This is a genomic window from Streptomyces sp. NPDC014991 (genome assembly GCF_043080665.1).
Lineage (GTDB): Bacteria > Actinomycetota > Actinomycetes > Streptomycetales > Streptomycetaceae > Streptomyces.
This window is the reverse complement of record NZ_JBIBVY010000002.1, coordinates 100,448-121,491: the sequence shown is the minus strand read 5'-3', so window position 1 is coordinate 121,491 and position 21,044 is coordinate 100,448. Positions and strand designations below refer to the sequence as shown.

12 protein-coding genes, 3 tRNA genes and 3 pseudogenes are annotated in these 21,044 nt (G+C 72.6%); 8 read left to right on the top strand and 10 right to left on the bottom strand.

What is annotated here, in order from left to right; genetic code table 11:
- Nucleotides 1-139 precede the first annotated feature (139 nt).
- The 3 genes and pseudogenes from ACF1BE_RS04595 to ACF1BE_RS04585 form a co-directional block, all read right to left on the bottom strand.
- Nucleotides 140-1,102 carry a DUF5926 family protein gene (locus ACF1BE_RS04595; RefSeq protein ID WP_392197498.1) on the bottom strand — a complete coding sequence of 321 codons (963 nt, stop codon included), beginning with the start codon at nt 1,100-1,102 and terminating at the stop codon, nt 140-142.
- A gap of 460 nt (nt 1,103-1,562) precedes the next feature.
- Nucleotides 1,563-2,109, bottom strand: a pseudogene (locus tag ACF1BE_RS04590) (ATP-binding protein); the annotation flags it as partial.
- A gap of 129 nt (nt 2,110-2,238) precedes the next feature.
- Nucleotides 2,239-3,066: a glycerophosphodiester phosphodiesterase gene (locus ACF1BE_RS04585; protein WP_392197497.1), complete on the bottom strand. Its 828-nt coding sequence runs from the start codon at nt 3,064-3,066 to the stop codon at nt 2,239-2,241.
- Between the two features lie 228 nt (nt 3,067-3,294).
- Here ACF1BE_RS04585 and ACF1BE_RS04580 point away from each other — a divergent pair, with 228 nt between their 5' ends.
- Both ACF1BE_RS04580 and ACF1BE_RS04575 read left to right on the top strand, forming a co-directional pair.
- Nucleotides 3,295-4,734, top strand: a complete 1,440-nt coding sequence (locus ACF1BE_RS04580; protein WP_392197496.1) for a S1C family serine protease — start codon at nt 3,295-3,297, stop codon at nt 4,732-4,734.
- Nucleotides 4,735-4,794: 60 nt separating this feature from the next.
- Nucleotides 4,795-4,881 (top strand) — tRNA-Ser (locus ACF1BE_RS04575).
- A 580-nt stretch (nt 4,882-5,461) separates the two neighbouring features.
- Here the strand turns inward: ACF1BE_RS04575 and ACF1BE_RS04570 are convergent.
- Nucleotides 5,462-6,334: a bifunctional DNA primase/polymerase gene (locus tag ACF1BE_RS04570; RefSeq protein ID WP_392197495.1), complete on the bottom strand. Its 873-nt coding sequence runs from the start codon at nt 6,332-6,334 to the stop codon at nt 5,462-5,464.
- A 259-nt stretch (nt 6,335-6,593) separates the two neighbouring features.
- On the opposite strand from ACF1BE_RS04570, the gene ACF1BE_RS04565 reads away from it, so the two are divergent.
- Both ACF1BE_RS04565 and ACF1BE_RS04560 read left to right on the top strand, forming a co-directional pair.
- Entirely contained in the window at nt 6,594-7,187 is a 594-nt protein-coding gene (locus tag ACF1BE_RS04565; RefSeq protein WP_392197494.1) for a SigE family RNA polymerase sigma factor, read from the top strand.
- Nucleotides 7,188-7,288: 101 nt separating this feature from the next.
- Nucleotides 7,289-8,944, top strand: coding sequence for a long-chain fatty acid--CoA ligase (locus tag ACF1BE_RS04560; RefSeq protein WP_392197493.1), 1,656 nt, complete (start codon nt 7,289-7,291; stop codon nt 8,942-8,944).
- Between the two features lie 96 nt (nt 8,945-9,040).
- Here ACF1BE_RS04560 and ACF1BE_RS04555 read toward each other — a convergent pair whose 3' ends face one another.
- Complete coding sequence (locus ACF1BE_RS04555; protein ID WP_392197492.1) at nt 9,041-10,264, bottom strand: MFS transporter; 1,224 nt, start codon at nt 10,262-10,264, stop codon at nt 9,041-9,043.
- A 127-nt stretch (nt 10,265-10,391) separates the two neighbouring features.
- Between ACF1BE_RS04555 and ACF1BE_RS04550 the strand changes: the two genes are divergently transcribed.
- Both ACF1BE_RS04550 and ACF1BE_RS04545 read left to right on the top strand, forming a co-directional pair.
- Nucleotides 10,392-10,976 carry a TetR family transcriptional regulator gene (locus ACF1BE_RS04550; RefSeq protein WP_392197491.1) on the top strand — a complete coding sequence of 195 codons (585 nt, stop codon included), beginning with the start codon at nt 10,392-10,394 and terminating at the stop codon, nt 10,974-10,976.
- A 474-nt stretch (nt 10,977-11,450) separates the two neighbouring features.
- Nucleotides 11,451-11,849 carry a hypothetical protein gene (locus ACF1BE_RS04545; RefSeq protein WP_392197490.1) on the top strand — a complete coding sequence of 133 codons (399 nt, stop codon included), beginning with the start codon at nt 11,451-11,453 and terminating at the stop codon, nt 11,847-11,849.
- An 83-nt stretch (nt 11,850-11,932) separates the two neighbouring features.
- Here the strand turns inward: ACF1BE_RS04545 and ACF1BE_RS04540 are convergent.
- The 3 genes and pseudogenes from ACF1BE_RS04540 to ACF1BE_RS04530 all read right to left on the bottom strand — a co-directional run bounded on the left by ACF1BE_RS04540 (nt 11,933) and on the right by ACF1BE_RS04530 (nt 18,413).
- A pseudogene (locus tag ACF1BE_RS04540) lies at nt 11,933-12,872 on the bottom strand (IS5 family transposase).
- 53 nt (nt 12,873-12,925) lie between these two features.
- Nucleotides 12,926-17,701, bottom strand: coding sequence for a PAS domain-containing protein (locus ACF1BE_RS04535; protein WP_392197489.1), 4,776 nt, complete (start codon nt 17,699-17,701; stop codon nt 12,926-12,928).
- Between the two features lie 247 nt (nt 17,702-17,948).
- Nucleotides 17,949-18,413, bottom strand: a complete 465-nt coding sequence (locus tag ACF1BE_RS04530; protein WP_392197488.1) for an SSI family serine proteinase inhibitor — start codon at nt 18,411-18,413, stop codon at nt 17,949-17,951.
- 199 nt (nt 18,414-18,612) lie between these two features.
- Between ACF1BE_RS04530 and ACF1BE_RS04525 the strand changes: the two genes are divergently transcribed.
- Both ACF1BE_RS04525 and ACF1BE_RS04520 read left to right on the top strand, forming a co-directional pair.
- A tRNA-Ser gene (locus ACF1BE_RS04525) sits at nt 18,613-18,703 on the top strand.
- 204 nt (nt 18,704-18,907) lie between these two features.
- A tRNA-Arg gene (locus ACF1BE_RS04520) sits at nt 18,908-18,980 on the top strand.
- A 75-nt stretch (nt 18,981-19,055) separates the two neighbouring features.
- Here the strand turns inward: ACF1BE_RS04520 and ACF1BE_RS04515 are convergent.
- Nucleotides 19,056-19,760, bottom strand: a pseudogene (locus tag ACF1BE_RS04515) (site-specific integrase); the annotation flags it as partial.
- Nucleotides 19,761-20,094: 334 nt separating this feature from the next.
- On the bottom strand, nt 20,095-20,982 hold the full coding sequence (locus tag ACF1BE_RS04510) for a hypothetical protein (protein WP_392197487.1): 888 nt from the start codon (nt 20,980-20,982) through the stop codon (nt 20,095-20,097).
- Between the last annotated feature and the right edge of the window lie 62 nt (nt 20,983-21,044).

Sequence of the window (21,044 nt, the reverse complement as noted above, 5' to 3'; positions counted from 1 at the left end):
CGTTACCAAAACCCCTCGGGGCTTTCGCCCCCCCCGTGGGCCGCGGGGGGGGGGGGTTTTTCGGGGGGGCCCCCCGGGGGGCCCCCCCCCCCCGCCCGCCCCCCCCCCCCCCCCCCCGCGGCCCCTCGCGCGCGGGAGGTCAGCTGAGCGTGACCTGCCGGTTGGTGAGACCGCCGCGCGCCCGGCGCTCGTCCGCCGTGAGCGGCTCCGTGACGGCGAGGGCGGCGGCCAGTCGCTCGGCGAACTCGGCGGCCGGCTTCTCCACGTCCTCCGCCCCGACCCCGCTCGGCAGGTCCCAGACCGGCACGGTGAGGCCGTGAGCACGGAAGGAGCCCACGAGCCGGGTGCCGTCGCCGAGGCTGGAGCGTCCCGCCGCGTGCAGCCGCGCCAGAGCGTCCAGAAGCTGCTCCTCCGGGTGCGGCATGACCCAGCGCAGGTGGTTCTTCTCCGGCGTCCGGCACCAGTACGCGGCGTCCACACCGGCCAGCCTCACCGTCGGGATGGCGGCGGCGTTGGCCCGCTCCAGGGAGGCGGTCACCTCCGGCGTGGCGTTCTCCGCGTCCGGCACCCAGAACTCGAAGCCGCTGTGCACGACCGGCTCGAAAGCGCCCTGCGGGTCGAGCAGGTCCTGGAGCCGGGGCCCCTCGGCGGGGGCCCTGCGGCCCCGCACCGGGCTGCCGGGCTCGGCCTCCAGTGCGCGCAGCAGCGTGTCCGCGAGGTCGCGGCTGATGTCGCCGGACGCCGTGTCGTTCTGGAGACCGATCAGGACCGAGCCGTCGTCGCGGCGCAGCGCGGGCCACGCCATCGGCAGCACGGTGGCCAGCGTGACCGACGGGACGCCCGCGGGCAGCCCGTCCTTCAGGGGCAGCTCAGCCGTCGCCGCCGGGACCAGCTCGCGCAGGGCGACCCAGTCGCACTCGCCGGGCAGTCCCTCGAAGGGGCGGTGCACCAGCTCGGTCGCTGCGTGCGCGGCGGCCCGGCCGTGACAGGCCTTGTAGCGCCGGCCGCTGCCGCAGGGACAGGGTTCGCGGGCGCCGACGACCGGGATCTCCCCGTCGGTCAGCTGCGGCTTGGCCTTCGTCTGGGGTCGCTTCTTGGCCATGGTGGGGTCTCCCGGTTACGGCGCTTCTCGTACGTTCCCGGAGCCTAGCCGCTCGGACCAGGAGCGACGGGAACCTGTGGACAACGCACGCGCACTCGACACCCGTGGTGTGAACCTGTGGACGACGACCCGGGCCGGCCGGGACCGGAGCCGGTCCGGCCGGCCCCGGCTCAGTCGAGGTCCTCGAAGGCGTCCGCGAAGCCCAGGGCGGGCAGGTCCGGGAGCGCCAGGTCCGGCAGCGTCAGGTCCGGGAGGGTGCCGTCGGCGGACGTCAGGTCCGGGAGGACCAGTTCCGGCAGGACCACGTCGGCGCACGTGAGGGCCGGAAGGGTCAGGTCCGGGAGTGTCGCGTCCGCCGCCGCCAGGTCCGGGAGCGCCATGTCCGCGGACGTCAGGTCCGCCGGCGTCATCTCCGGCAGCGCGGCGGCGGCTGTGAAGCACGTGGCGAGGGCGCCGCCACTGCACCCGGCATCGGGGTCGTGAACGTCCTCGTGGACCACCACCCAGACCGTCACCTCACCGTGGACGTCGTCCCGGACGCCCCAGTCGTCGGCGAGGGCCGTGATGATGTTCAGCCCGCGACCGCCGTGCGCGGTCACCGACGGCGTGGCCGGCGCCGGGCGGGTCGGGCCGCCGCCGTCCGTGACCTCCACGATGAGCCGCCCGCGCGCGTCGACGCGCCAGGCGGCGCGGACGTCGCCGTCCCCGACCGGCGCGTCACCCAGGGGCCGGCCGTGTTTGCAGGCGTTGCTCAAGAGTTCGGAAAGGATGAGTACGGCGTCGTCCACGACCGATTCCGCGATGCCACCGCTGCGCAGCTGCGCACGCATCCGGCGCCGCGCCTCCCCCACGCCCGCAGGACCATGGGGTACGGCCATGCTCGACGACGTGGGCACCTCCTGTGCCACCACCAACGCCACCCCCGAGACCTCCTTCGCCCCACGCCACGGTGTGGATGCCCCATCGGCCTGTGCCGGAAACCGGCCAGTCCCCTTCCGGTGACGCACTCGGAACACGGCCGTACGGAACGAACGCGCCGGAGCACTCCCCGTGACGAAGCCCGCCGGATGACAGCCGGTATGGCGGGATCTGGCCTACCGGGGGGCGAGGGCGGACGGAATCCCGGATCCCCGAAGTCATCGCCCCAGTTGCCGCAGCACCGCGCGCGGACGGTTGGTGATGATGGCGTCGACGCCCAGTCCGACACAGAGGTCGACGTCGGCGGGCTCGTTCACGGTCCACACGTGGATCTGGTGGCCGGCCCGCTTCAGCCGCTCAACGTACGCGGGGTGGCTGCGCACGAAGCGGATCGAGGGGCCCGCGATCCGCACGCCCGCGGGCAGCCGCCCGTCGCGCAGCCGGGGCGAGACGAACTGCATCAGGTAGACCGTCGGCAGTGTCGGCGACGCGGCACGCACGCGGTGCAGCGAACGCGCCGAGAAGCTCATGACCCGCACCTGCGAGCCGGCGGCCGGGTCCGGCGCGTCCAGACCGAACCGCTTCAGCAGGTCCAGCAGCCGCTCCTCGACCTGGCCGGCCCAACGCGTGGGGTGCTTGGTCTCGACGGCCAGCTCCACGCGCCGCCCGGCGTCCGCGACCAGCTCCAGCAGCCGTTCCAGGGTGAGCACGGACGTCTCCTCGCGGTCCTCCGGACGGTGCTCCCAGTCGGGCTCCTCGTCCCGCCCGTGCCAGGCTTCGCGCGTCTTCCAGGACCCGAAGTCGAGGGCTGCCAGATCGGCCAGCTCCAGCGCGGAGACCGCGCCGCGGCCGTTGGAGGTACGGTTCACCCGCCGGTCGTGGACGCAGACCAGATGGCCGTCCGCGGTCAGCCGTACATCGCATTCCAGGGCGTCCGCGCCGTCCTCGATCGCCTTCCGGTAGGCGGCCAGGGTGTGCTCGGGGGCGTCCTCGGAGGCGCCTCGGTGGGCGACGACCTGGATGGAGTGCTGTGGTGCGTGGGTCACCGCGTCATGGTGCCACCGTCACCGGGTACGCGGGCGACGTCCGCACGGCCGGTCGGCGAACGAGGGCGATCGCCCTGTTCCTCTGCATAACGTTTGCGTCAAAGATCCTATATAAAGAAGAGTCGCGGACCCACAGCCACCGCTTATGGTGCTCTGACGGCCCGTGGGAAAAGCTGACTACCGACCGAGTGCGACCGACGACACAGGCGTGGATCGAGGAGAAGAGCTGTGAGCACCGAGAACGAGGGCAACGCGGTACCCCCGGCCCCGTCCGCACCTCCCGTGCCGGTGGCCTCTCACGACGCCTCCCCGCAGGGCCCCGTGCCCGGGGGGAACGCGCCGACGGCACCGCTCCCGCCCGTGCCCCACGAGACCCCCGCGGCCTTCGCGGCGTCCGGGCACGGCCCGGCGCACCAGCCCGGCCCCACCGCCGAGGGCTCCTGGCCGCCTCCGCCGCCGGGCACCCCGTCCTACGGTGACGGCGGCGCCAGCGGCCCGGGCACCGGCTGGGGAGCCGCGTACCAGCAGCCCGCCCCCAAGCCGCGCAGCGGACGCGGAGGCCTCGTCGCGGCCGTCCTGGTGGCCGCGCTGGTCGCGGGCGGTCTGGGCGGCGGCCTCGGCTACACCCTGGCCAAGGACCACGACGACCACGGCTCCACCACCGTCTCGGCCTCCGACAGCAGCGCCGCCCAGGTCAAGCGCGCGCCCGGCACGATCGCCAACGTCGCCGCCGGGGCGCTGCCCAGCACGGTCACCATCGAGGCCGAGAGCAGCAACGGCGAGGGCGGCACGGGCACCGGGTTCGTCTTCGACACCCAGGGCCACATCGTCACCAACAACCACGTGGTCGCGGACGCGGTGGACGGCGGCAAGCTCACGGCCACGTTCCCGAGCGGCAAGAAGTACAACGCCGAGATCGTCGGCCACGCGCAGGGCTACGACGTCGCCGTCATCAAGCTCAAGAACGCTCCCTCGGACCTGAAGCCCCTCGCCCTCGGCGACTCCGACAAGGTGGCCGTCGGCGACGAGACCATCGCCATCGGCGCCCCCTTCGGCCTGTCCAACACGGTGACGACCGGCATCATCAGCGCCAAGGACCGTCCGGTGGCCTCCAGTGACGGCAGCTCCACCAGCAAGGCCTCGTACATGAGCGCCCTCCAGACGGACGCGTCCATCAACCCCGGCAACTCCGGCGGCCCGCTGCTGAACTCCTCCGGCGCGGTCATCGGTATCAACTCGGCGATCCAGTCCAGCAGCAGCGGCGGGTTCGGCGGATCCGGCCAGTCCGGCTCGATCGGCCTGGGCTTCGCCATCCCGATCAACCAGGCCAAGTACGTCGCCCAGCAGCTGATCAAGACCGGCAAGCCGGTGTACGCCAAGATCGGCGCCTCCGTCTCCCTCGAGGACACCACCGACGGCGCGAAGATCACCGACCAGGGCACGGGCGGCTCCGCCGCGGTCGAGTCCGGCGGCCCCGCGGACAAGGCCGGCCTCAAGCCCGGCGACCTCATCAGCAAGCTGGACGACCACGTGATCGACAGCGGCCCCACCCTGATCGGCGAGATCTGGACCCACAAGCCCGGCGACAAGGTGACGGTCACCTACAAGCGGGGCGGCCAGGAACACACCGCCGAACTCACCCTGGGAGCCCGCCAGGGCGACAGCTGACACGCCCCGCCCCGATCCCGGTACGCTGTACCCGCTCCGCCCCAGGTGGGACGGGGCCGAGGTGGGTTGCCCGAGCGGCCTAAGGGAACGGTCTTGAAAACCGTCGTGGCAGCGATGTCACCGTGGGTTCAAATCCCACACCCACCGCGGGTGAACAGCCCCCGACCGCATACGCCGGTCGGGGGCTGTCCGCTGCGCAGGGCGGGGACACGTGGGGCACGGGACCGATACGTCGTGCTCGTGGTCGCACCCGTCGTCCCGCAGGTGCAGTCGCCGGTGGTCTCCCAACGCGGCGACGGGCCCCTTCCGGTAGCACTCCTCGCCATGCAGCCGCAGCACTGACCGCGCGGTCTCCAGGACGAGATGTCCCAGGACACTCAGGGCCTTTCTTTCGGATCATGCCGGGCTCGCGGGTCCTGGCACCGCGCCTCGCCGCGTTGTCGTCGGTTGCCATGGCTTCGCCATGGCGCCCTCCTCCGCCGTGCGATGCACGGCACCAGAACCCGCTCCCTGATCCGGCCTGATCCGAACGAAAGACCCTAGGGGCCGCCGTGAGCGCCGTACGGGCGTGCCGTCGCCGTCGGGTGCATCAACGCTCGCCGACATGTCGGGGAACCGGTAGACCGCGATGTCGATTTCTTTCGGTGATCGTTCGCCGAGGGTGCGTCTTGAGGGCCATCGAGGAGGCGGGCGCGTTCCCGCCCGGTGGTTCCGGGCCGACGTCGTGTCAGGGGCGGTGGCCTGTCATGCGGGCCGCTGATGTGATCGTCGCTCGGGCCTCGCTTTCCGAGAGGCCGGTGTGGAGGGCCGCCTCGGTGAGGGGGGTCTCCAGGGCCGGGCCGAGGCCGTTCTCGTAGGCGCGGCAGGCCGCCCAGAACAGGCGGGTGTTGCGCTGGCCCTCGTGCGCGGACAGGACGAACTGGACGAGGCCGCGGCCGTGGTCGCCGGAAACGGGTGGCGTCGGGTGGCTCGGGCGTGGCGGGGGCAGGAGGAGACGCAGGAGGGTCGGCGGGCAGGGGGCGGGGGCCAGTTCGGCGGTGCCGGGGGCCGTGGTGTAGACGCCGTGGTCGGTGCGGGATCCGGGGCCCACGAGGTAGCCGCCGGCGCCGCGGATGTCGATGCCGGGGGCGAGGCGGCCGGCCGAGTTGGGGACGGTGACGTCCGGTGGGCCGGTCAGCCACAGGTGGCGGCCTCCGCTGGGGGTGAGGACGACGACCGTCTCCGGGATCGTGAACAGGTGACGCAGGGCCAGTTCCCGTAGGGCGGCCGAGGAGTCCGTGGCGGACTTGGTGTCCAGGTCGACGCCGATCAGGTGGTACGGGGGCAGTCCGCAGGCGATGCCGTAGCCGGTGGCCCAGGGGGCGGCGGCGAAGAGGGTGCGGATGCGGGCGGGGTCGGCCGAGGCGTCGTACACGCCGTGGCCGAGGCGGCCGCACTGGCCGTGGCAGCGGGGTCCGGCCGGGGGAGGGTCGTCGTGGTGGGGGGAGCGCAGGGCCGGGAGCTTCGTGCGGGAGAGGGGGATGACGGCCAGGCCGCGTTCGGCGGCTGACAGGGCGTGTGCGAGGGCCAGCTTCGTGGCCTGCCGGTCGGGGGTGGCCATGGTTCTATGGTCGTACGTATGTTCGAGAAAGGGAAGGTGGCGTCGTGCCCCCGAGGGTGCCGACCCGCCCCTGAGGGGGGTGGACGGCTGGTCCGCGTGGCAGACGGACGATTTCTCGCGGGCGTACCCGCAGACGGAACGGACCCCGTACTCCACCTACAGGAGGTGCAGCGAGCCCTACCCCTACAACCTGAGGGGGACTCCGCTTCGGGACCTGCGGCCGATCCGCCGGAGCGGGGCCCGCTTCTAGCGTGGAGCCATGACCACGCCCGTCTGCACCAGCGCCTCGGCCGCCGCCGCACCAGCGCGGCAGACCCTCCACGACTCCCGGCTCCGCCCGGGCGGGGGGATCCCCGCCTACCCGTCGTTCGCCTCGTACGTGCGGGCCCGCCAGCCGGTCCTGCTGCGCGCCGCGCGCTCGTTGACCGCGAACCCGTGCGACGCCGAGGATCTGCTCCAGACCGCCCTCGCCAAGACGTACGTGGCATGGGAGCGGATCGAGGACCAGCGGGCCCTCGACGGCTATGTGCGCCGGGCGCTGCTGAACACCCGGACCTCGCAGTGGCGCAAGCGAAGAGTGGACGAGTTCGCCTGTGACGAGCTGCCCGAGCCGGACCACGCGTCCGGCGGCGAGGACCCGGCCGAGCGGCAGGCGCTGCACGACGCCATGTGGCGCGCGGTGACGAAGCTGCCGGCGCGGCAGCGGGCGATGGTCGTCCTGCGGTACTACGAGGATCTCAGCGAGGCCCAGACCGCCGAGGTGCTCGGCGTGTCGGTGGGCACGGTGAAGTCGGCGGTCTCGCGCGCGCTCGGCAAGTTGCGGGAGGATCCGGAGCTGGTGCCGGCGCGCTGACCCCAATTTTCCTCCGGCTAGTGACATACCGCGCGGTATGTGCGCAGAATCAGCGCAACCTCTACCACCGCGTAGGCAAAGTCGCCCGGGAGGACTCCGCCGTGCTGAGCACCATGCAGGACGTACCGCTGCTGATCTCGAGGATCCTGACCCACGGAGCGGCGGTCCACGGCTCGTCACGGGTGACCACCTGGACCGGGGAGCCCGAGCCGCACCGGCGCACCTTCGCCGAGGTCGGCGCCCGCGCCGCCCAGCTGGCGCACGCCCTGCGCGACGAGCTGGGGGTGACCGGCGACGACCGGGTCGCCACGCTCATGTGGAACAACGCCGAACACGTCGAGGCGTACTTCGCGATCCCGTCCATGGGCGCCGTGCTGCACACCCTCAACCTGCGGCTGCCCGCCGAACAGCTGGTGTGGATCGTGCACCACGCGGCCGACAAGGTCGTCATCGTCAACGGCTCGCTCATCCCGCTGCTCGCGCCGCTGCTCCCCAGGCTGCCGACGCTGGAGCACATCGTCGTCTCCGGCCCCGGCGACCGCGCCCCGCTGGCCGGCGCCGGCGCCCGGGTGCACGAGTACGAGGAACTGATCGCCGGCCGGCCCACCCACTACGACTGGCCGGAGCTGGACGAACGCCAGGCCGCCGCCATGTGCTACACCTCCGGCACGACCGGCGACCCCAAGGGCGTCGTGTACAGCCACCGTTCGATCTACCTGCACTCCATGCAGGTGAACATGACCCAGTCGATGGGCCTGTCCGACCAGGACACCTCCCTGGTGGTGGTCCCCCAGTTCCACGTCAACGCCTGGGGCCTGCCGCACGCCACCTTCATGACCGGCGTCAACCTCCTGATGCCCGACCGCTTCCTGCAGCCCGCCCCGCTCGCCGAGATGATCGAGACCGAGCAGCCGACGCATGCCGCGGCCGTGCCCACCATCTGGCAGGGCCTGCTCGCCGAACTCACCGCCCGCCCCCGGAACGTCTCCTCCCTCACCCAGGTCACCATCGGCGGCTCGGCCTGCCCGCCCTCCCTGATGGAGGCCTTCGACAAGCTGGGCATGCGGGTCTGTCACGCCTGGGGCATGACAGAGACCTCCCCGCTGGGCACGGTGGCCCGCCCGCCGGCCCACGCGGTCGGCACCGAGGAGGAACTGGCCTACCGCCTCACCCAGGGCCGCTTCCCGGCCGGCGTCGAGGCCCGGCTCACCGGACCCGGCGGCGGACGCCTGCCCTGGGACGGCGAGTCGGCGGGCGAGCTGGAGGTGCGCGGCCCCTGGATCGCCGGCGCCTACTACAACGGCCCCGACGCCGAACCCCTGCGTCCCGCCGACAAGTTCAGCGAGGACGGCTGGCTGAAGACGGGTGACGTCGGAACGATCTCCCCCGACGGCTTCCTCACGCTCACCGACCGCGCCAAGGACGTCATCAAGTCCGGCGGCGAGTGGATCTCCTCCGTCGAGCTGGAGAACGCGCTGATGTCCCACCCGGACGTCGCCGAGGCCGCCGTGGTGGCCGTGCCCGACGAGAAGTGGGGCGAGCGCCCGCTGGCCACGGTCGTCCTCCGCGAGGGCGCGACCACCGACTTCGCCGCCCTGCGGGCCTTCCTCGCCGAGGAGGGGCACATCGCCAGGTGGCAGCTGCCGGAACGCTGGACGGTGATCGAGTCGGTGCCGAAGACGAGCGTGGGCAAGTTCGACAAGAAGGTGCTGCGCAGGCAGTACGCGGACGGCGGCCTGGACGTCACCAGCCTCTGACACGGGCGCTCTCCCGGCGGTCGTACGTGCCGTACGACCCCGGTGCGCGACGGTGCCCACGGTGCCGTCGCGCCCTGTCCGTCCCGGCGGGCGTCCTCATCGCCGGCCCGACCGCTCCTGCCGGCTCGCCGTGGCTGCCCAGCCCAGCACCAGCCACACTCCCGCCACCGCGCACACCCCGCCCCAGCCCCAGTGGCCGAAGGCGGGGCCCGCGGCGGCCGAGGTGAGGGCGCCGCCGGCGAAACCGGAGACGACGTAGGCGGTGTTGGCGGTGGCGGGGGTGGAGGTCGTGGTCAGGGCCAGCGTCTGGTTGGCGACGTGGGAGGCGACCAGGGCGGCGTGGATCGCCATCGCGGCGGCGAACAGCGCGACCAGGACCTGTCCGCCCAGCCAGAACAGCGGCACGGCCACCGCGGCCAGCAGATACGCGGTGCCCACGACCCGCGCGGCGCCGAACCGGTCCACCAGCCCGCCGGCCAGCGGAGCCACCGCGCTGGAGGTCAGCCCGAAGAGGCCGAAGAGCCCGGCGGTCGCGGTGGACAGGCCGTACGACGGGCCGGTCAGCAGCAGCGCGAGGGTGGTCCACAGGGCGCTCCAGGCGCCGAACATCCCCGCCTGGCGCAGGCACGCCCGCCACAGGTCGGGCGAGCGGCGCAGCAGGCCCGGCAGCTCGGCGATGCCCGAGAACAGGGCGCCCTGCCGTGTCCGCCGCTCCGCCGGCAGGACGAGGGCGGTGGCCAGTCCCAGGGCGAGGGTCAGCACCGCCGACCCGGCGAAGACCCAGCGCCAGCCGAAGGCCTGCCCGGCGAGGCCGCCGAGGACGCGGGCCGCGACGATACCCGTGAACAGCCCGGCGATGACGGCCGCGACGTGCCGGGCGCGCCGGTCGGCGGGCGCGCGTTCGGCGACCAGCGGGACGAGCAGCTGCGGGACGACGGTCGCGGCGGCGGCGGCGAACACGGCGGCGGCGAGGGCCGCGGTGCCGGGAGCGACGGCGGCGACGACCAGGGCCACCGTGGTGGCGACGGAGAGACCGGCGACGAGCCGGCGCCGGTCGACGCGGTCGCCGAGCGGGGCGAACAAGAGGAGTCCGGCGGCGTAGCCGAACTGGGCGACGGAGGCGATCCAGGTCACGGCCGAGGGGACCGTGCCGAAGTCATGGGCGATGAGGGGGAGCAGCGGGGCCGCGAGGTAGATGTTGGCGGCCGTGACGGCGGTGCAGACGGCGATGAGGAGGAGGAAGAGGGAGCCGGAGGCGGGCCGTTCGCGTGCGGGGACCCGGACCTCGTGTGCCTGCTGGGTGTCGGTGGCTGACGGCATGAGCGGAGCTACTCCTTCTAACCCATAACTAACCAGTTGGTTGGAACTGTGCAACAGCGTGCACGGCCCCCGCATTCCCGTCAACCAAATAGTTGGTCACCCGTCGGCGGCGCTCTACCCTGTCCGCATGGGAGCAGTCAGGGACCCCGAGGCCACCAGGACCCGCATCTTCGACGCGGCGCGCGCCGAGTTCGCCCGGCACGGCATCGCGGGCGCCCGCATCGACCGCATCGCCGAGCGGGCCAAGGCCAACAAACAGCTGATCTACGCCTATTTCGGCAACAAGGCGGAGCTGTTCACCCGGGTCCTGGAGAAATCGATGCTCGACCTGGCCGTCGCCGTCCCCGTGGACCCCGACGACATCGAGGGCTGGGTCGACCGCGTGATCGACTACCACGCCGCGCACCCCGAGGTGCTCCGCCTGCTCTTCTGGGAGGGCCTGGAGTACGGCTTCGACACCGAGCTGCCCGATGAGAACGGGCGCCGGGAGCACTACCGGAAGAAGATCGACGCACTCCGGGACGGCCAGGAACGAGGCGTGATCACCGACGCGATCCCGGCCCGCGACCTGCTCTTCCTTCTCATCGGCCTGGCCAACTGGGCCGCCGTCGTCCCCCAGATGCGCCGCATCGTGGTGGGCGCCGAGGACGCCGACCGGGACCGCCTGCGCGCCTCGGTCAGGGAAGCGGCCCGACGACTGGTCGCCCGCTGAGCCCGGTGTCACGCGCGCCCGGCCGACTGTGGCGTCGCGGGGCGGGCGGCCGACCGGCCGTGGTACCTGGCGCGGTCGGCCGGCAGGCCACGGCGCCGGGCGCGGTCGGCCGTCCCCGGTGTCCCGCGCGGGTGGCGCCCGGTGCGGCCGGCTGCCCCGCGCGGCCGGCCGACCCCGGTGTCCCGCGCGGTTAGGGCTGTCCGGTCGATCATGTAACTGCTTCGGGTCTGAGGCGTTGGACGCCGTGAGTAGCCGGAGGAACCGGCAGTCGGCTACCGGACTCACAAGCAGTATGAGGGGTTCACTGTGTTGACCGGTGACAGCGTCGAGCGGCCGTGGGAGTAAGGGCGGCGTCGGCTTTTCACTCATTGAGGTGAGCAGGTCTGTGAGGTTCCGCGGTTTCTGCACGGGCTAACCCAAGATCGCTTCGAGAGTCCGGGACAGCCCCGGATCCGAGCGATTGGGGAACTGTCGATGATGCGGTTTTTGCGGACGGCGGTTGTGGCGCTGGGCGCTGTGGCGGTGATGGGCAGCGCGGCGGCGGTGCAGGCCGCTGACCTTCCGCCGGCGGGCACGCTCACTTACGCCGTTACGGGCAGCACACCCAGCCCGAAGGACATCGTCATGCACTGGGAAGGCACCTGCACCAAGCCTGGAAAACGGCACCATCTCCGCGTGAATGTGCCGGGCTGGGGAGGTAGCCAAGATGTTCAATGCGAGGACGACGGAACCTACCGGGCGGCCTTCATGATCTACGACTACGAGTCCCGGGGTCTGAAGCGCGGGCACAACTTCGACTACACGGGGTTTCTGCTTGGCTTCTCCGAGGAGCCCGCTACGAGCAGTGAGTTCAGCGGCACGGCCACGCTGTAGTACGGCCTCCCTGCACTGTCGCAGGCGTACACCTCACCCACCGGCCGGAATGCTTCCGCCGGGAGGAGACTTCGTGCAGCCGGTCAGTGCGAGGCAGTTCGCAGCCAGATGGCCAGGGCTGCTGCTGTGGCGGTGCCGAGGAAGACATATCCGCGCTTGTCGTAGCGGGTGGCGACTGCCCGGGACTGTTCCAGGAGATTGATCGCCCGTTCGACGGTGCTGCGCTTCCTGTAGCGGTCCTCGTCGAAGCCTGGTGGTCGTCCGCCGCGCGAGCCCTCCCTCAGGCGGGCGGCCTGGCTGTCGGTCTTCTCCGGGATCTGTGGCGAATGCCGCGTCGTCGCAGGTACTCGCGACAGGGTCCGTTGCTGTAAGCCTTGTCGGCCGCCACGCTGTCGGGCTTCTGGCGTGGCCTGCCCGGACCGGTCCTGGGGATGCGGATCTTCTCCAGGACCGGGCTGAACTGGGTGCAGTCCGCACGCTGTCCACCGGTGACCACCACGGACAGCGGGCGGCAGCGGCCGTCCGCACTCAGGTGGAGCTTGCTGGTGAACCCACCCCGCGAGCGGCCCAGGCCCTCACCTCCAGCACCACCTCCACCAGACGGGCGACCACGCTCCACCACGGCGTATCGCCCTGGTGTTCTACCTCTTCGGCCCCCTTTGAGGCCGACGTCGGCGGCGGCTGAATTCGAGCGCCGGCAGCGTGCTGGTGAGCGCGCACGATGGTGGAATCGACCGTGATGTCCCAGTCGATCTCGCCTGCCGCGTCGGCCGCGGCCTGGACCTGCTGGAGCAGACGCTCCCACGTCCCATCGGCTGACCACAGCCGGTGGCGTTCTTAGACGGTCTTCCACGGACCGAACCGTGCAGGCAGGTCACGCCACTGCACCCCGGCCCGCACCCGGTGCAAAATTCCGTCGATCACCTGCCGATGGTCCCGCCACCTGCCACAACGCCTGTTGCTGACCGGCAAGAACGGCCGCAGCCGTTCCCACTTGGCATCTGTCAGATCACCCCGCCCCATGTTCACATCAACGACCCGAGCGCTGAGTAGTCACATGATCGACCGGACAAGACCTAGTTGATCCCGATCCGCGCGAGCAGGTCGACGATCCTGCTCTGCACCTCGGTGCTGGTGGACCGCTCGGCGAGGAACAGCACGGTCTCGCCCGAGGCCAGCCGGGGCAGGTCGGCCTGGTCGACGGCGGCGGTGTAGACCACGAGCGGGGTGCGGTTGAGCTGTCCGTTCACCCGCAGCCAGTCGATGATCCCGGTGTGTCCGGCCCGCCGCCGGTGTACCTGCATCAGGTCCATCACCACCAGATTCGGCCGGAACTGCCCCGCCAGCGTCACCGCGTCGTCGTCGCTCGCGGCGCGCGCCACCTGCATCCCGCGCCGCTCCAGCGTCGAGGTCAGCGCCAGCGCGATCTCCGCGTGCTCCTCGATGAGCAGCACCCGCGGCGGATGCTGCTCACTGTCCCGGGGGGCCAGCGCCTTCAGCAGAACGGCGGGATCGGCGCCGTACGCCGCCTCGCGCGTCGCCTGCCCGAGCCCGGCCGTCACCAGCACCGGAACCTCGGCCGCCACGGCGGCCTGCCGCAGCGACTGGAGCGCCGTACGCGTGATGGGGCCGGTGAGGGGATCCACGAACAGGGCGGCGGGGAAGGCCGCGATCTGCGCGTCGACCTCCTCGCGCGAGTGCACGACGACCGGCCGGTACCCACGGTCGCTGAGCGCCTGCTGGGTCGTCACGTCCGGCGCGGGCCACACCAGCAGCCGGCGCGGGTTGTCCAGCGGCTCCGGGGGCAGCTCGTCGTCCAGCGGCTGCGGACGCGGCGTGTCCGCCACCTCGACGGCCCCACCGGGCCCGTCCAGCGGCTCCGGCCCCTCGGCGGCGTCGGGCTCCGGCGCCCCTATGGCGTACGACCGCCCGATCCCCTCGGTCCCCGGCGCCGGCCGCGACGGGGGCAGGGGAGCCTGTCCGCCCAGCGACGGCTGAGCGGGCGCCGGAGCGGCCGACGGGTGCGGCCGGGCCGCCTGCTCCGGCTGCGGTTCCGGACGCGTGGCCGGGTCGGGGGGCGTACCCAGCCGGCGCCGCCGGCCCGAACCGCCCGGCGCGTGCGGAGGCGGCGTGGCCGTCGGCTGCTGCACCTGCGCGGCCTGACGCGCGAACGGCACGCCCTGTCCGAGAGTACGGACGCTGAACGCCCGCCCCTGCGTCGAGTCGGGGTCGACCGGCCCGCCACCCGCGGCCTCCGCGGGCAACGGCTGCGCGGCCCGCTGCGCCGGTCCACCGGGCAGCGGGGTACCGGGCGCGGGCATCCCCGCACCACCGGTGTCGCCGGCACCCGGCCACTGCCGGGGGGCACCGGGCGGCACGGGCACGCCCTGCCCCGCCGCACCGGTCTCCGTGGGCAGCGGAAGGGCACCCGGCGGTACGACCGGGCCACCGGCGGACGGCGTCCCCGGCTGTCCGGCCGGAAGCTGCGCCGCCGGGGCCTGGGCCGGTCCGGACCGGCCGTGCGTGCCCTGGGCCGGTACGGCAGCGGCCTGCTGCCCGGCCTGGGCGGCGGACGCGGGCTGCGCGGCGGTGCCGTGGGCCGGGGCGGCCGACGGCTGTGTTCCCTGGGGGCCGGGCACGGGCCGGCCGTGCGCCGTGCCCTGGGCCGGGACGACGGGCTGGGTGGCCGTCGCCGGCCGGCCCGGGGCGACGGCACCGGGGCCCGCCTGCGCGGCGCCCGGAGCCGCGGCCTGCGGCTGACCGGCGGGCGGCACGGGACCGGCCTGGACCGGGATGCCCGCCCCGGACGTACCCTGCGCCGGAACGCCGTGTCCCGGGATCCCCTGACCCGGAGCCGTCGGTACGGCCGCGCCGTGCGGGGCATGGCCGGGGGCGACGGGCGCCGCCGGCACCGGCTGCACGGGTGCCGCCTGTCCGGGTGCCGCCTGTCCGTGGACGGCCTGTCCGGGGACGGTCCCCGGCGCCACCGCCCCGGCGGCCCCGGCCGGCTGGGCCACGGCCCGGCGGCGTCGGCCGGTCGGAGCGCTGGTGGGGTGCGGCTGCGGCGGGGTGTGGTCCTCGGACTGGTCGAGCGGTACGGCGTCGTGCCGGCCGCCGTCACCCGGGAAGCCCGGAGTGCCCGGGGTGCCCGGAACTCCCTGGACGGACACCGGCTGCTGCGCGGGCACCCGCACCTGACCGGGCAACGCCCCGGCGTCGGCACCCGCAGCCACGGGGGTCGCGGGAGGCGCGGGGGCCATGGAGGCGTCCGTGGCCGGCTCCGCGGGAACACCGGCGCCCGCCGCCACGGGAACGACGGCATCCGGAGCCGCCACCGGCACCACGGGGGCCGGCCCCGTACCCGGAGCCGCCGTGTCAGCCGTGTCCACCATGTCCGGGGCCCGGTCGGCCTCGGCCGGGGGCAGGGCGAAGACCGCACGCGGGTTGCCCGCCCCCGCCTCCTGGGCCGCGGCCCGCTCCGCCGCCGCGGCCAGCGCCCGCCGGCGCCGCCCGGTCGGCTGCCCGTCGTCATCCGCCGGAACCGCCGGCGCACCTTGGCCGGGAGCCACGTCCGCACCGTCGGCCGGGACCGTGTGCGCCGCGGTGCCTGCCGCGGGCAGGGCCGGCTGCAGGGCGCCGGAGTCGTGGCGGCCGCGCCGGCCCGCGGGCACGGGCACGCCCTGCGGCGGCACGGTGCCACCGAGCCCCGTACCGGAGGCGGCCGCCCCCGCGGCATGCTCGGCCGCGGTCACCACGGCACCCTCGGCCACGCCGGCAGCCTCACCGGTACCGGCGCCGTCGTCGCCGATGCCGGAGGGCCGCCCACGGCGTCGCCCGGTGCCGCCGGACGCGGACGTGGCCTCCGGAGCCTCGGCGGGTACCGCGGCCGGTAGCGCGGCCGGCTCCCCGGCGGGGGACGCAGCTCGCCGCCGGCGTCGCCCGGTCGGCAGGGGCGCGTCCGCGTCACCGGCGTCAACGGCACCGGCCACGTCACTCTCCAGGAAGGCGTCCGTGGAGCCCCGGCGCGCACGCCGCCGCCCCCCGCCGACCCCCTGCTCATCCATGCCGGCATCGTCGGCAGCGGCCTCGGTGGTGGCGCCCGGCGTCCGCTCCGGAAGGGCTGCCTGCCCCGGGAGCGCTGCCTGGCCCGCGACTCCGGCGACCGCACCCGCGCCCCCCGCGACCGCACCCGCTCCGCCGCCGAGCGGCACCTCGAGCACGTACGCGCTGCCGCTCATGCCCGGCACCTCGTGCGTCTGGAGGACACCACCGTGGGCGCGCACGATCCCGCGCACGATCGGCTCGTGCACCGGGTCCCCGCCGGCGTACGGCCCGCGCACCTCGATGCGTGCGACCTCTCCGCGCTGCGCCGCCGCCACGACGACCGTGTTGTCCAGGTAGCCGCCCGCCGATACCGGCGTGTTGCCCGTGGCGTCGACTCCGGCGACGTCCGCCACGAGGTGGGCGAGCGCGGTGGCGAGCCGCTGCGGGTCGACCTCCGCCTCGATGGGCGGCGCGTGGACGGCGAACTGCACCCGCCCCGGCCCGATCAGCTCGACGGCGCCGTCCACACCGGCGGCGACGACGGCGTCCAGCAGCACCTTCGTACGGGTGATGTCATCCGCGCCCGTGTCCAGCCGCTGGTATCCGAGGACGTTGTCGATCAGCGTCGTGATGCGTGAGTAGCCGGCCGAGAGATGGTGGAGCACCTGGTTGGCCTCGGGCCACAGCTGCCCGGCGTCGTCGGCGGCCAGCGCGGACAGTTCGCGGCGCAGCTCGTCGAGCGGCCCGCGCAGCGACTGCCCGAGCAGCGTGAGCAGCTGCTCGTGCCGGCCGGCCAGAGCCTCGTACCGGTCCTTCTCCCGCTCGGCGAGCGAGGCGTACCGCTCCTCGCCGGCCGCCACCTCCTCCGCGTGCTGCTCGCGCAGCTCCTCCAGCTCGGTGACGTGCTGCTGGCGCAGTGCGGTGAGATCGGAGGCGTGCTCCTCGGAGAGCCGCTCCAGCTCCTCCGCGTGCGCCTTCTCGAGCGTGGCCTTCTCCTCCGACAGGGAGTCGAACGGCCGCCGGTCGGTGAAGGTCATCACGGCACCGACGAGCTGGTCCCCGTCCCGTACCGGCGCGGTGGTCAGATCCACCGGCACCTTCCGGTCGCCCTTGGCCCACAGCGCCTGCCCGCGCACCCGGTGCTTGCGCCCGGAGCGCAGGGTGTCGGCGAGCGGCGACTCCTCGTACGGGAACGGCGAACCGTCGGCACGCGAGTGCAGCACCAGGGTGTGCAGCTCCTTGCCGCCCAGTTCACCGGCCCGGTACCCCAGTATCTGGGCGGCGGCCGGGTTGACGAGCACGATCCGTCCGTCGGTGTCGGTGCCGACGACACCTTCCGACGCGGCCCGCAGGATCATCTCCGTCTGCCGCTGCGAGCGCGCCAGCTCCGCCTCGGTGTCGACGGTTCCGGACAGGTCCCGGACCACGAGCATGAGCAGCTCGTCACCGGTGTAGCCGTAACCGTCGTACGCCTGCTGCCCGTTCTCCAGGTTCGCGCTCGTGACCTCGACCGGGAACTCGGTCCCGTCGGTCCGCCGCGCGACCATCCGCGTCGGCTTCGTACGCCCGCGGGGATCCATGTGATCGGGCCGCCGCATGGAGCCGGGGATGAGCCGGGAGTCGAACTGCGGCAGCAGGTCGAGCAGACCGCGCCCGACGAGCGCGGTCCCCGGCGCCTCGAAGGCCTCCAACGCGATGGTGTTGGCGTTGACGACGGTTCCGTTGGCGTTGACCAGGACCAACGCGTCCGGCAGCGCGTCGAGTATGGCTGCGAGGCGAGCAGCGCCTCGGGATGGCCTGCTGCTCACGAGACGCCTTCCTCCCTGTTACCGCACCTTGCCGACCGCTCGGGCCATCTTGCCAACCGGCCCGCGACGTGTCACGCGAGGGAGTCTAAGCGCACGGGTCGCGCTCGGGGCGCCGGATGAGAGGGAGGTCCCACGAGGAAGTGACGCCGAACGTGTGACCACGTGCACCGGCTCCCCGATCCCTCCCCCGGACCTTTACGGAACCACTGCGTCCGCCAAGCCCCCTGCCTGGCCCTCCGCCCGCCGTCTACGCGCCGGCGCGCGGCAGCAGGGGCACCATCCGGTCCCACCGCGCGATCTGGCACCCGTCACCGCGGTCGTACGAGGCGTCGACCGGGCGTCCGGCCCAGACGCCGGTGACATGAGCGGTGGCCGGGCCGCCGTAGAGCGGGGTACAGACGGTGCCCCGGTCCACCGGCGCGAAGGGATCACGGCCCCACCGGGTGTGCGTGTCGAGCGCCCGGCAGGCCCCGGCCACGTTCGGGTGACGGCCGGCGTCCGGGTGACAGGACACCTCGTACGTCCCGTCCCGCCCGGCCCCGGCATGCCGGACGACGACGGTGAGGTGATCCCCCCGGTCCTCGGGCCCGACGGGTGGCGGCATGGCACCGGCTGCGAAGGCGGGAACGGTGGTGAGCGCGAGGAAGGAGGCGGCAGCGGCGAGAGACACCGGCAGCAGGCACCGCCCGGCGCCCGACAGAAGAGAGGTCATACCCCGTCCAACGCCGCACCGCGCGGGACGTTGCGCAACCGCCTCCCTCCACCCCCTCCGATCCCCTTCCCGCCCCGCCGGGCAAGCCCTTTGCCCTGCGGCCCGGCTGCCTAGTACCGTGGGGGGCGATTGGTGACAGGGCGCTCGCCTGTGTCATCATCTGCACGCACCGATCGCGCCTCGCGTGAGCGGTTGTGCTGGAGGCGTCGCCTAGTCCGGTCTATGGCGCCGCACTGCTAATGCGGTTTGGGTCTTAAAGCCCATCGAGGGTTCAAATCCCTCCGCCTCCGCACCGATCCCGAAGCCCCGGTCCCCGTGACCGGGGCTTCGGTGTTCCCCGGCCTTGATCGTCCCCTCCCCTAAGAGCAACGTTTCCGCAGGTCACAAGGGGTATGCGGACCGGATTTCACATGACGGCGGCAGTCATGTAATGTTCTTCCTGTCGCCGCGAGCGGGCCGAAAGGGCCGGGAGCGAAGGCGAAATAAAAGAACAAGCACTCGTAGCTTAACGGATAGAGCATCTGACTACGGATCAGAAGGTTGCAGGTTCGAATCCTGCCGAGTGCACACAGGTGAGAGGCCCCGGAGAGATCCGGGGCCTCTTGCGTTCCAGGGGCGTACAGCAGCGAGTACAGCAACCGCCACCCGGAGTCCGGCGCGACGAGCCCGCAGGGCGAACATGCGGGTCATGTCGCCCGGCTCGATCGGCGTGCCGTACTTCGTGGTGAACACCAGGGCGTGACTGTTCTGCCAGAGCTCCCCCGCGGCCTTCCGGTCCCCGATCTGCTGAGCACGGCGCATCCGAAGCGCCTTGAGGCAGAGTGCCGGCAGAGGGAGGAAGCCGTCGGACTCCTCGGTCTTGGTCTCCCGGTGCAGAATCTGCCCCCCGGCGCGCTGAATTCGGTGATCCACGTACAGCTCGCCCCGCCCGAAGTCGACCGACTTCCACGTCAGGCCCAGGACCTCACCGCGACGCAGGCCGAGGCAGAGCATCAGAACCCAGGCGGCGAACAGGTGGTCATCCCGCGCGGCGGCATCGGTGAGGAGCCGGCCTGCCTCCGCGACCGACCACGGCTTGATCCGACGACGTCGAGGCTTGGGCACCCTCACCGGTGAGGCGACGTTCTTGCTGATCTCCTCCTCGGCGACCGCATGCGTCAGTGCGGCCCGCAGGGCATCCCGTGCGGCCTGGATCACACGGCGGGACGGGTACGACTCGCAGCACTCCCCGAGAGCACAGCACTTCCGGCGAGAGGGCTCCCGTTTCGCGTCCTTGCCCTGGGCACAGCACTGGCAGACCGTGGCCAGCTTGGTCAGCCACTCGCGGACGTCTCGGACCGTGAGCCGCACGGGGAGCGTCGGCGAGCAAGGCAAGCACCCGCAGGCCAGCAGTCACCCGCATACGCGATCTTCCAAACTGGAGACGGCTCGGCATAGAGTCCGGGCCGTCTCTGGGCCGTCGGAGGACGCCCAACGACAACCAACGCTGACAACCGTCGACAACTAAATCGCAGGTCGCAGCGTTGATCGATTACACGGCCGCAGGTCAGAGACCCACCCCTTCACTTCTTCGGCTACTGATCGTCCTCGGCGACTCTTGACTCGCCCATTGAGACTCCGCCGACCTCAGGGACGCAACCGCCGCTCGAACGAACCAGCGGTTGATGTCCATGGGGAAATCTCAAGAGTGTTCCTGGCCCGCGATACCCACCGAGATGCTGAATCTTGTTTCGCATTCTGGACAGGTCGCATACCCGAAGAGGTGGGTCGCCCACGCGGCAACTTGGTCATGGCCGGCGTCACGCGCCATGTTGTAGATCCGGGCGCCGACGCCGGTCAGTTCGTCCGGGCTCGCCGGATGCAGTTCGGCATCACACTCGTCCACGTATTCGCCCAGCAGAATGCAGGTGAGCGCCTCGCACTCAGAGCACTCGGCCTCGAACTCCTCAAAGAGCAGTTCAAGCTGCTGAGACCAGATCGGCACACCTTCAAAGGCGAGCAGGCCCTGCGCGAGGTACACGAACATCTCCGGTTCGTCGGCCGGGACGTCGGCAAGGCAGGCACGGGTCACAGACATCAACTCAGTGATCTGGGAGGCGTACCGGCCACGCAGCGTCGCGTCAGCTTCGGCGACGATCAAGCCGCCCATGAGTACCGCCTGCTTCCGCTCGCCGGGCGCGCGACCGGTCGCGATGGCCGCGAGGGCTGGCAGGGCGGCGTAACTCGCCTCGTACACCGTGCCTTGATGGCAAAGCGCCGACCAGAGGTCGTGCCAAACCTTCTCGTCCTCCTGGCTGCCGTTGAGGCGCACGAAAAGACCAGGTATGTCGTCTGCGGGCCCGTACGCATGGCTGAGCTGCGACCAGTCCACCGCGGGGTGTGTCATGCGTCCGTATTCTGCCTCGCGCCGACAGGTGCGGCTCCCGCCGGACGCTCCGCATTCGTCACGCGTGAGCATGGTCACGCGCCGTGCCACGAGCGTGCCAGAACGGGCGGGGAACAGCGGGGAGCGACGGGGACGGAAAGTGAGTGGAAAGAAGAGTGGCCCCTGACCAAACGTGCTGGTCATGGGCCGATGCTCCCCAGTGTGGCGGCGCCAGTATTCGAACCTGGGAAGGCTGAGCCGGCAGA

Excerpts from the sequence above, each read along its gene's own strand:
- ACF1BE_RS04565 (WP_392197494.1), top strand. The coding sequence starts at position 6,594 with ATGACCACGCCCGTCTGCACCAGCGCCTCGGCCGCCGCCGCACCAGCG.
- ACF1BE_RS04570 (WP_392197495.1), bottom strand. The coding sequence starts at position 6,334 with ATGGCCACCCCCGACCGGCAGGCCACGAAGCTGGCCCTCGCACACGCC.
- ACF1BE_RS04530 (WP_392197488.1), bottom strand. The coding sequence starts at position 18,413 with ATGACCTCTCTTCTGTCGGGCGCCGGGCGGTGCCTGCTGCCGGTGTCT.
- ACF1BE_RS04550 (WP_392197491.1), top strand. The coding sequence starts at position 10,392 with ATGGGAGCAGTCAGGGACCCCGAGGCCACCAGGACCCGCATCTTCGAC.
- ACF1BE_RS04545 (WP_392197490.1), top strand. The coding sequence starts at position 11,451 with ATGATGCGGTTTTTGCGGACGGCGGTTGTGGCGCTGGGCGCTGTGGCG.
- ACF1BE_RS04510 (WP_392197487.1), bottom strand. The coding sequence starts at position 20,982 with ATGACCAGCACGTTTGGTCAGGGGCCACTCTTCTTTCCACTCACTTTC.
- ACF1BE_RS04595 (WP_392197498.1), bottom strand. The coding sequence starts at position 1,102 with ATGGCCAAGAAGCGACCCCAGACGAAGGCCAAGCCGCAGCTGACCGAC.
- ACF1BE_RS04555 (WP_392197492.1), bottom strand. The coding sequence starts at position 10,264 with ATGCCGTCAGCCACCGACACCCAGCAGGCACACGAGGTCCGGGTCCCC.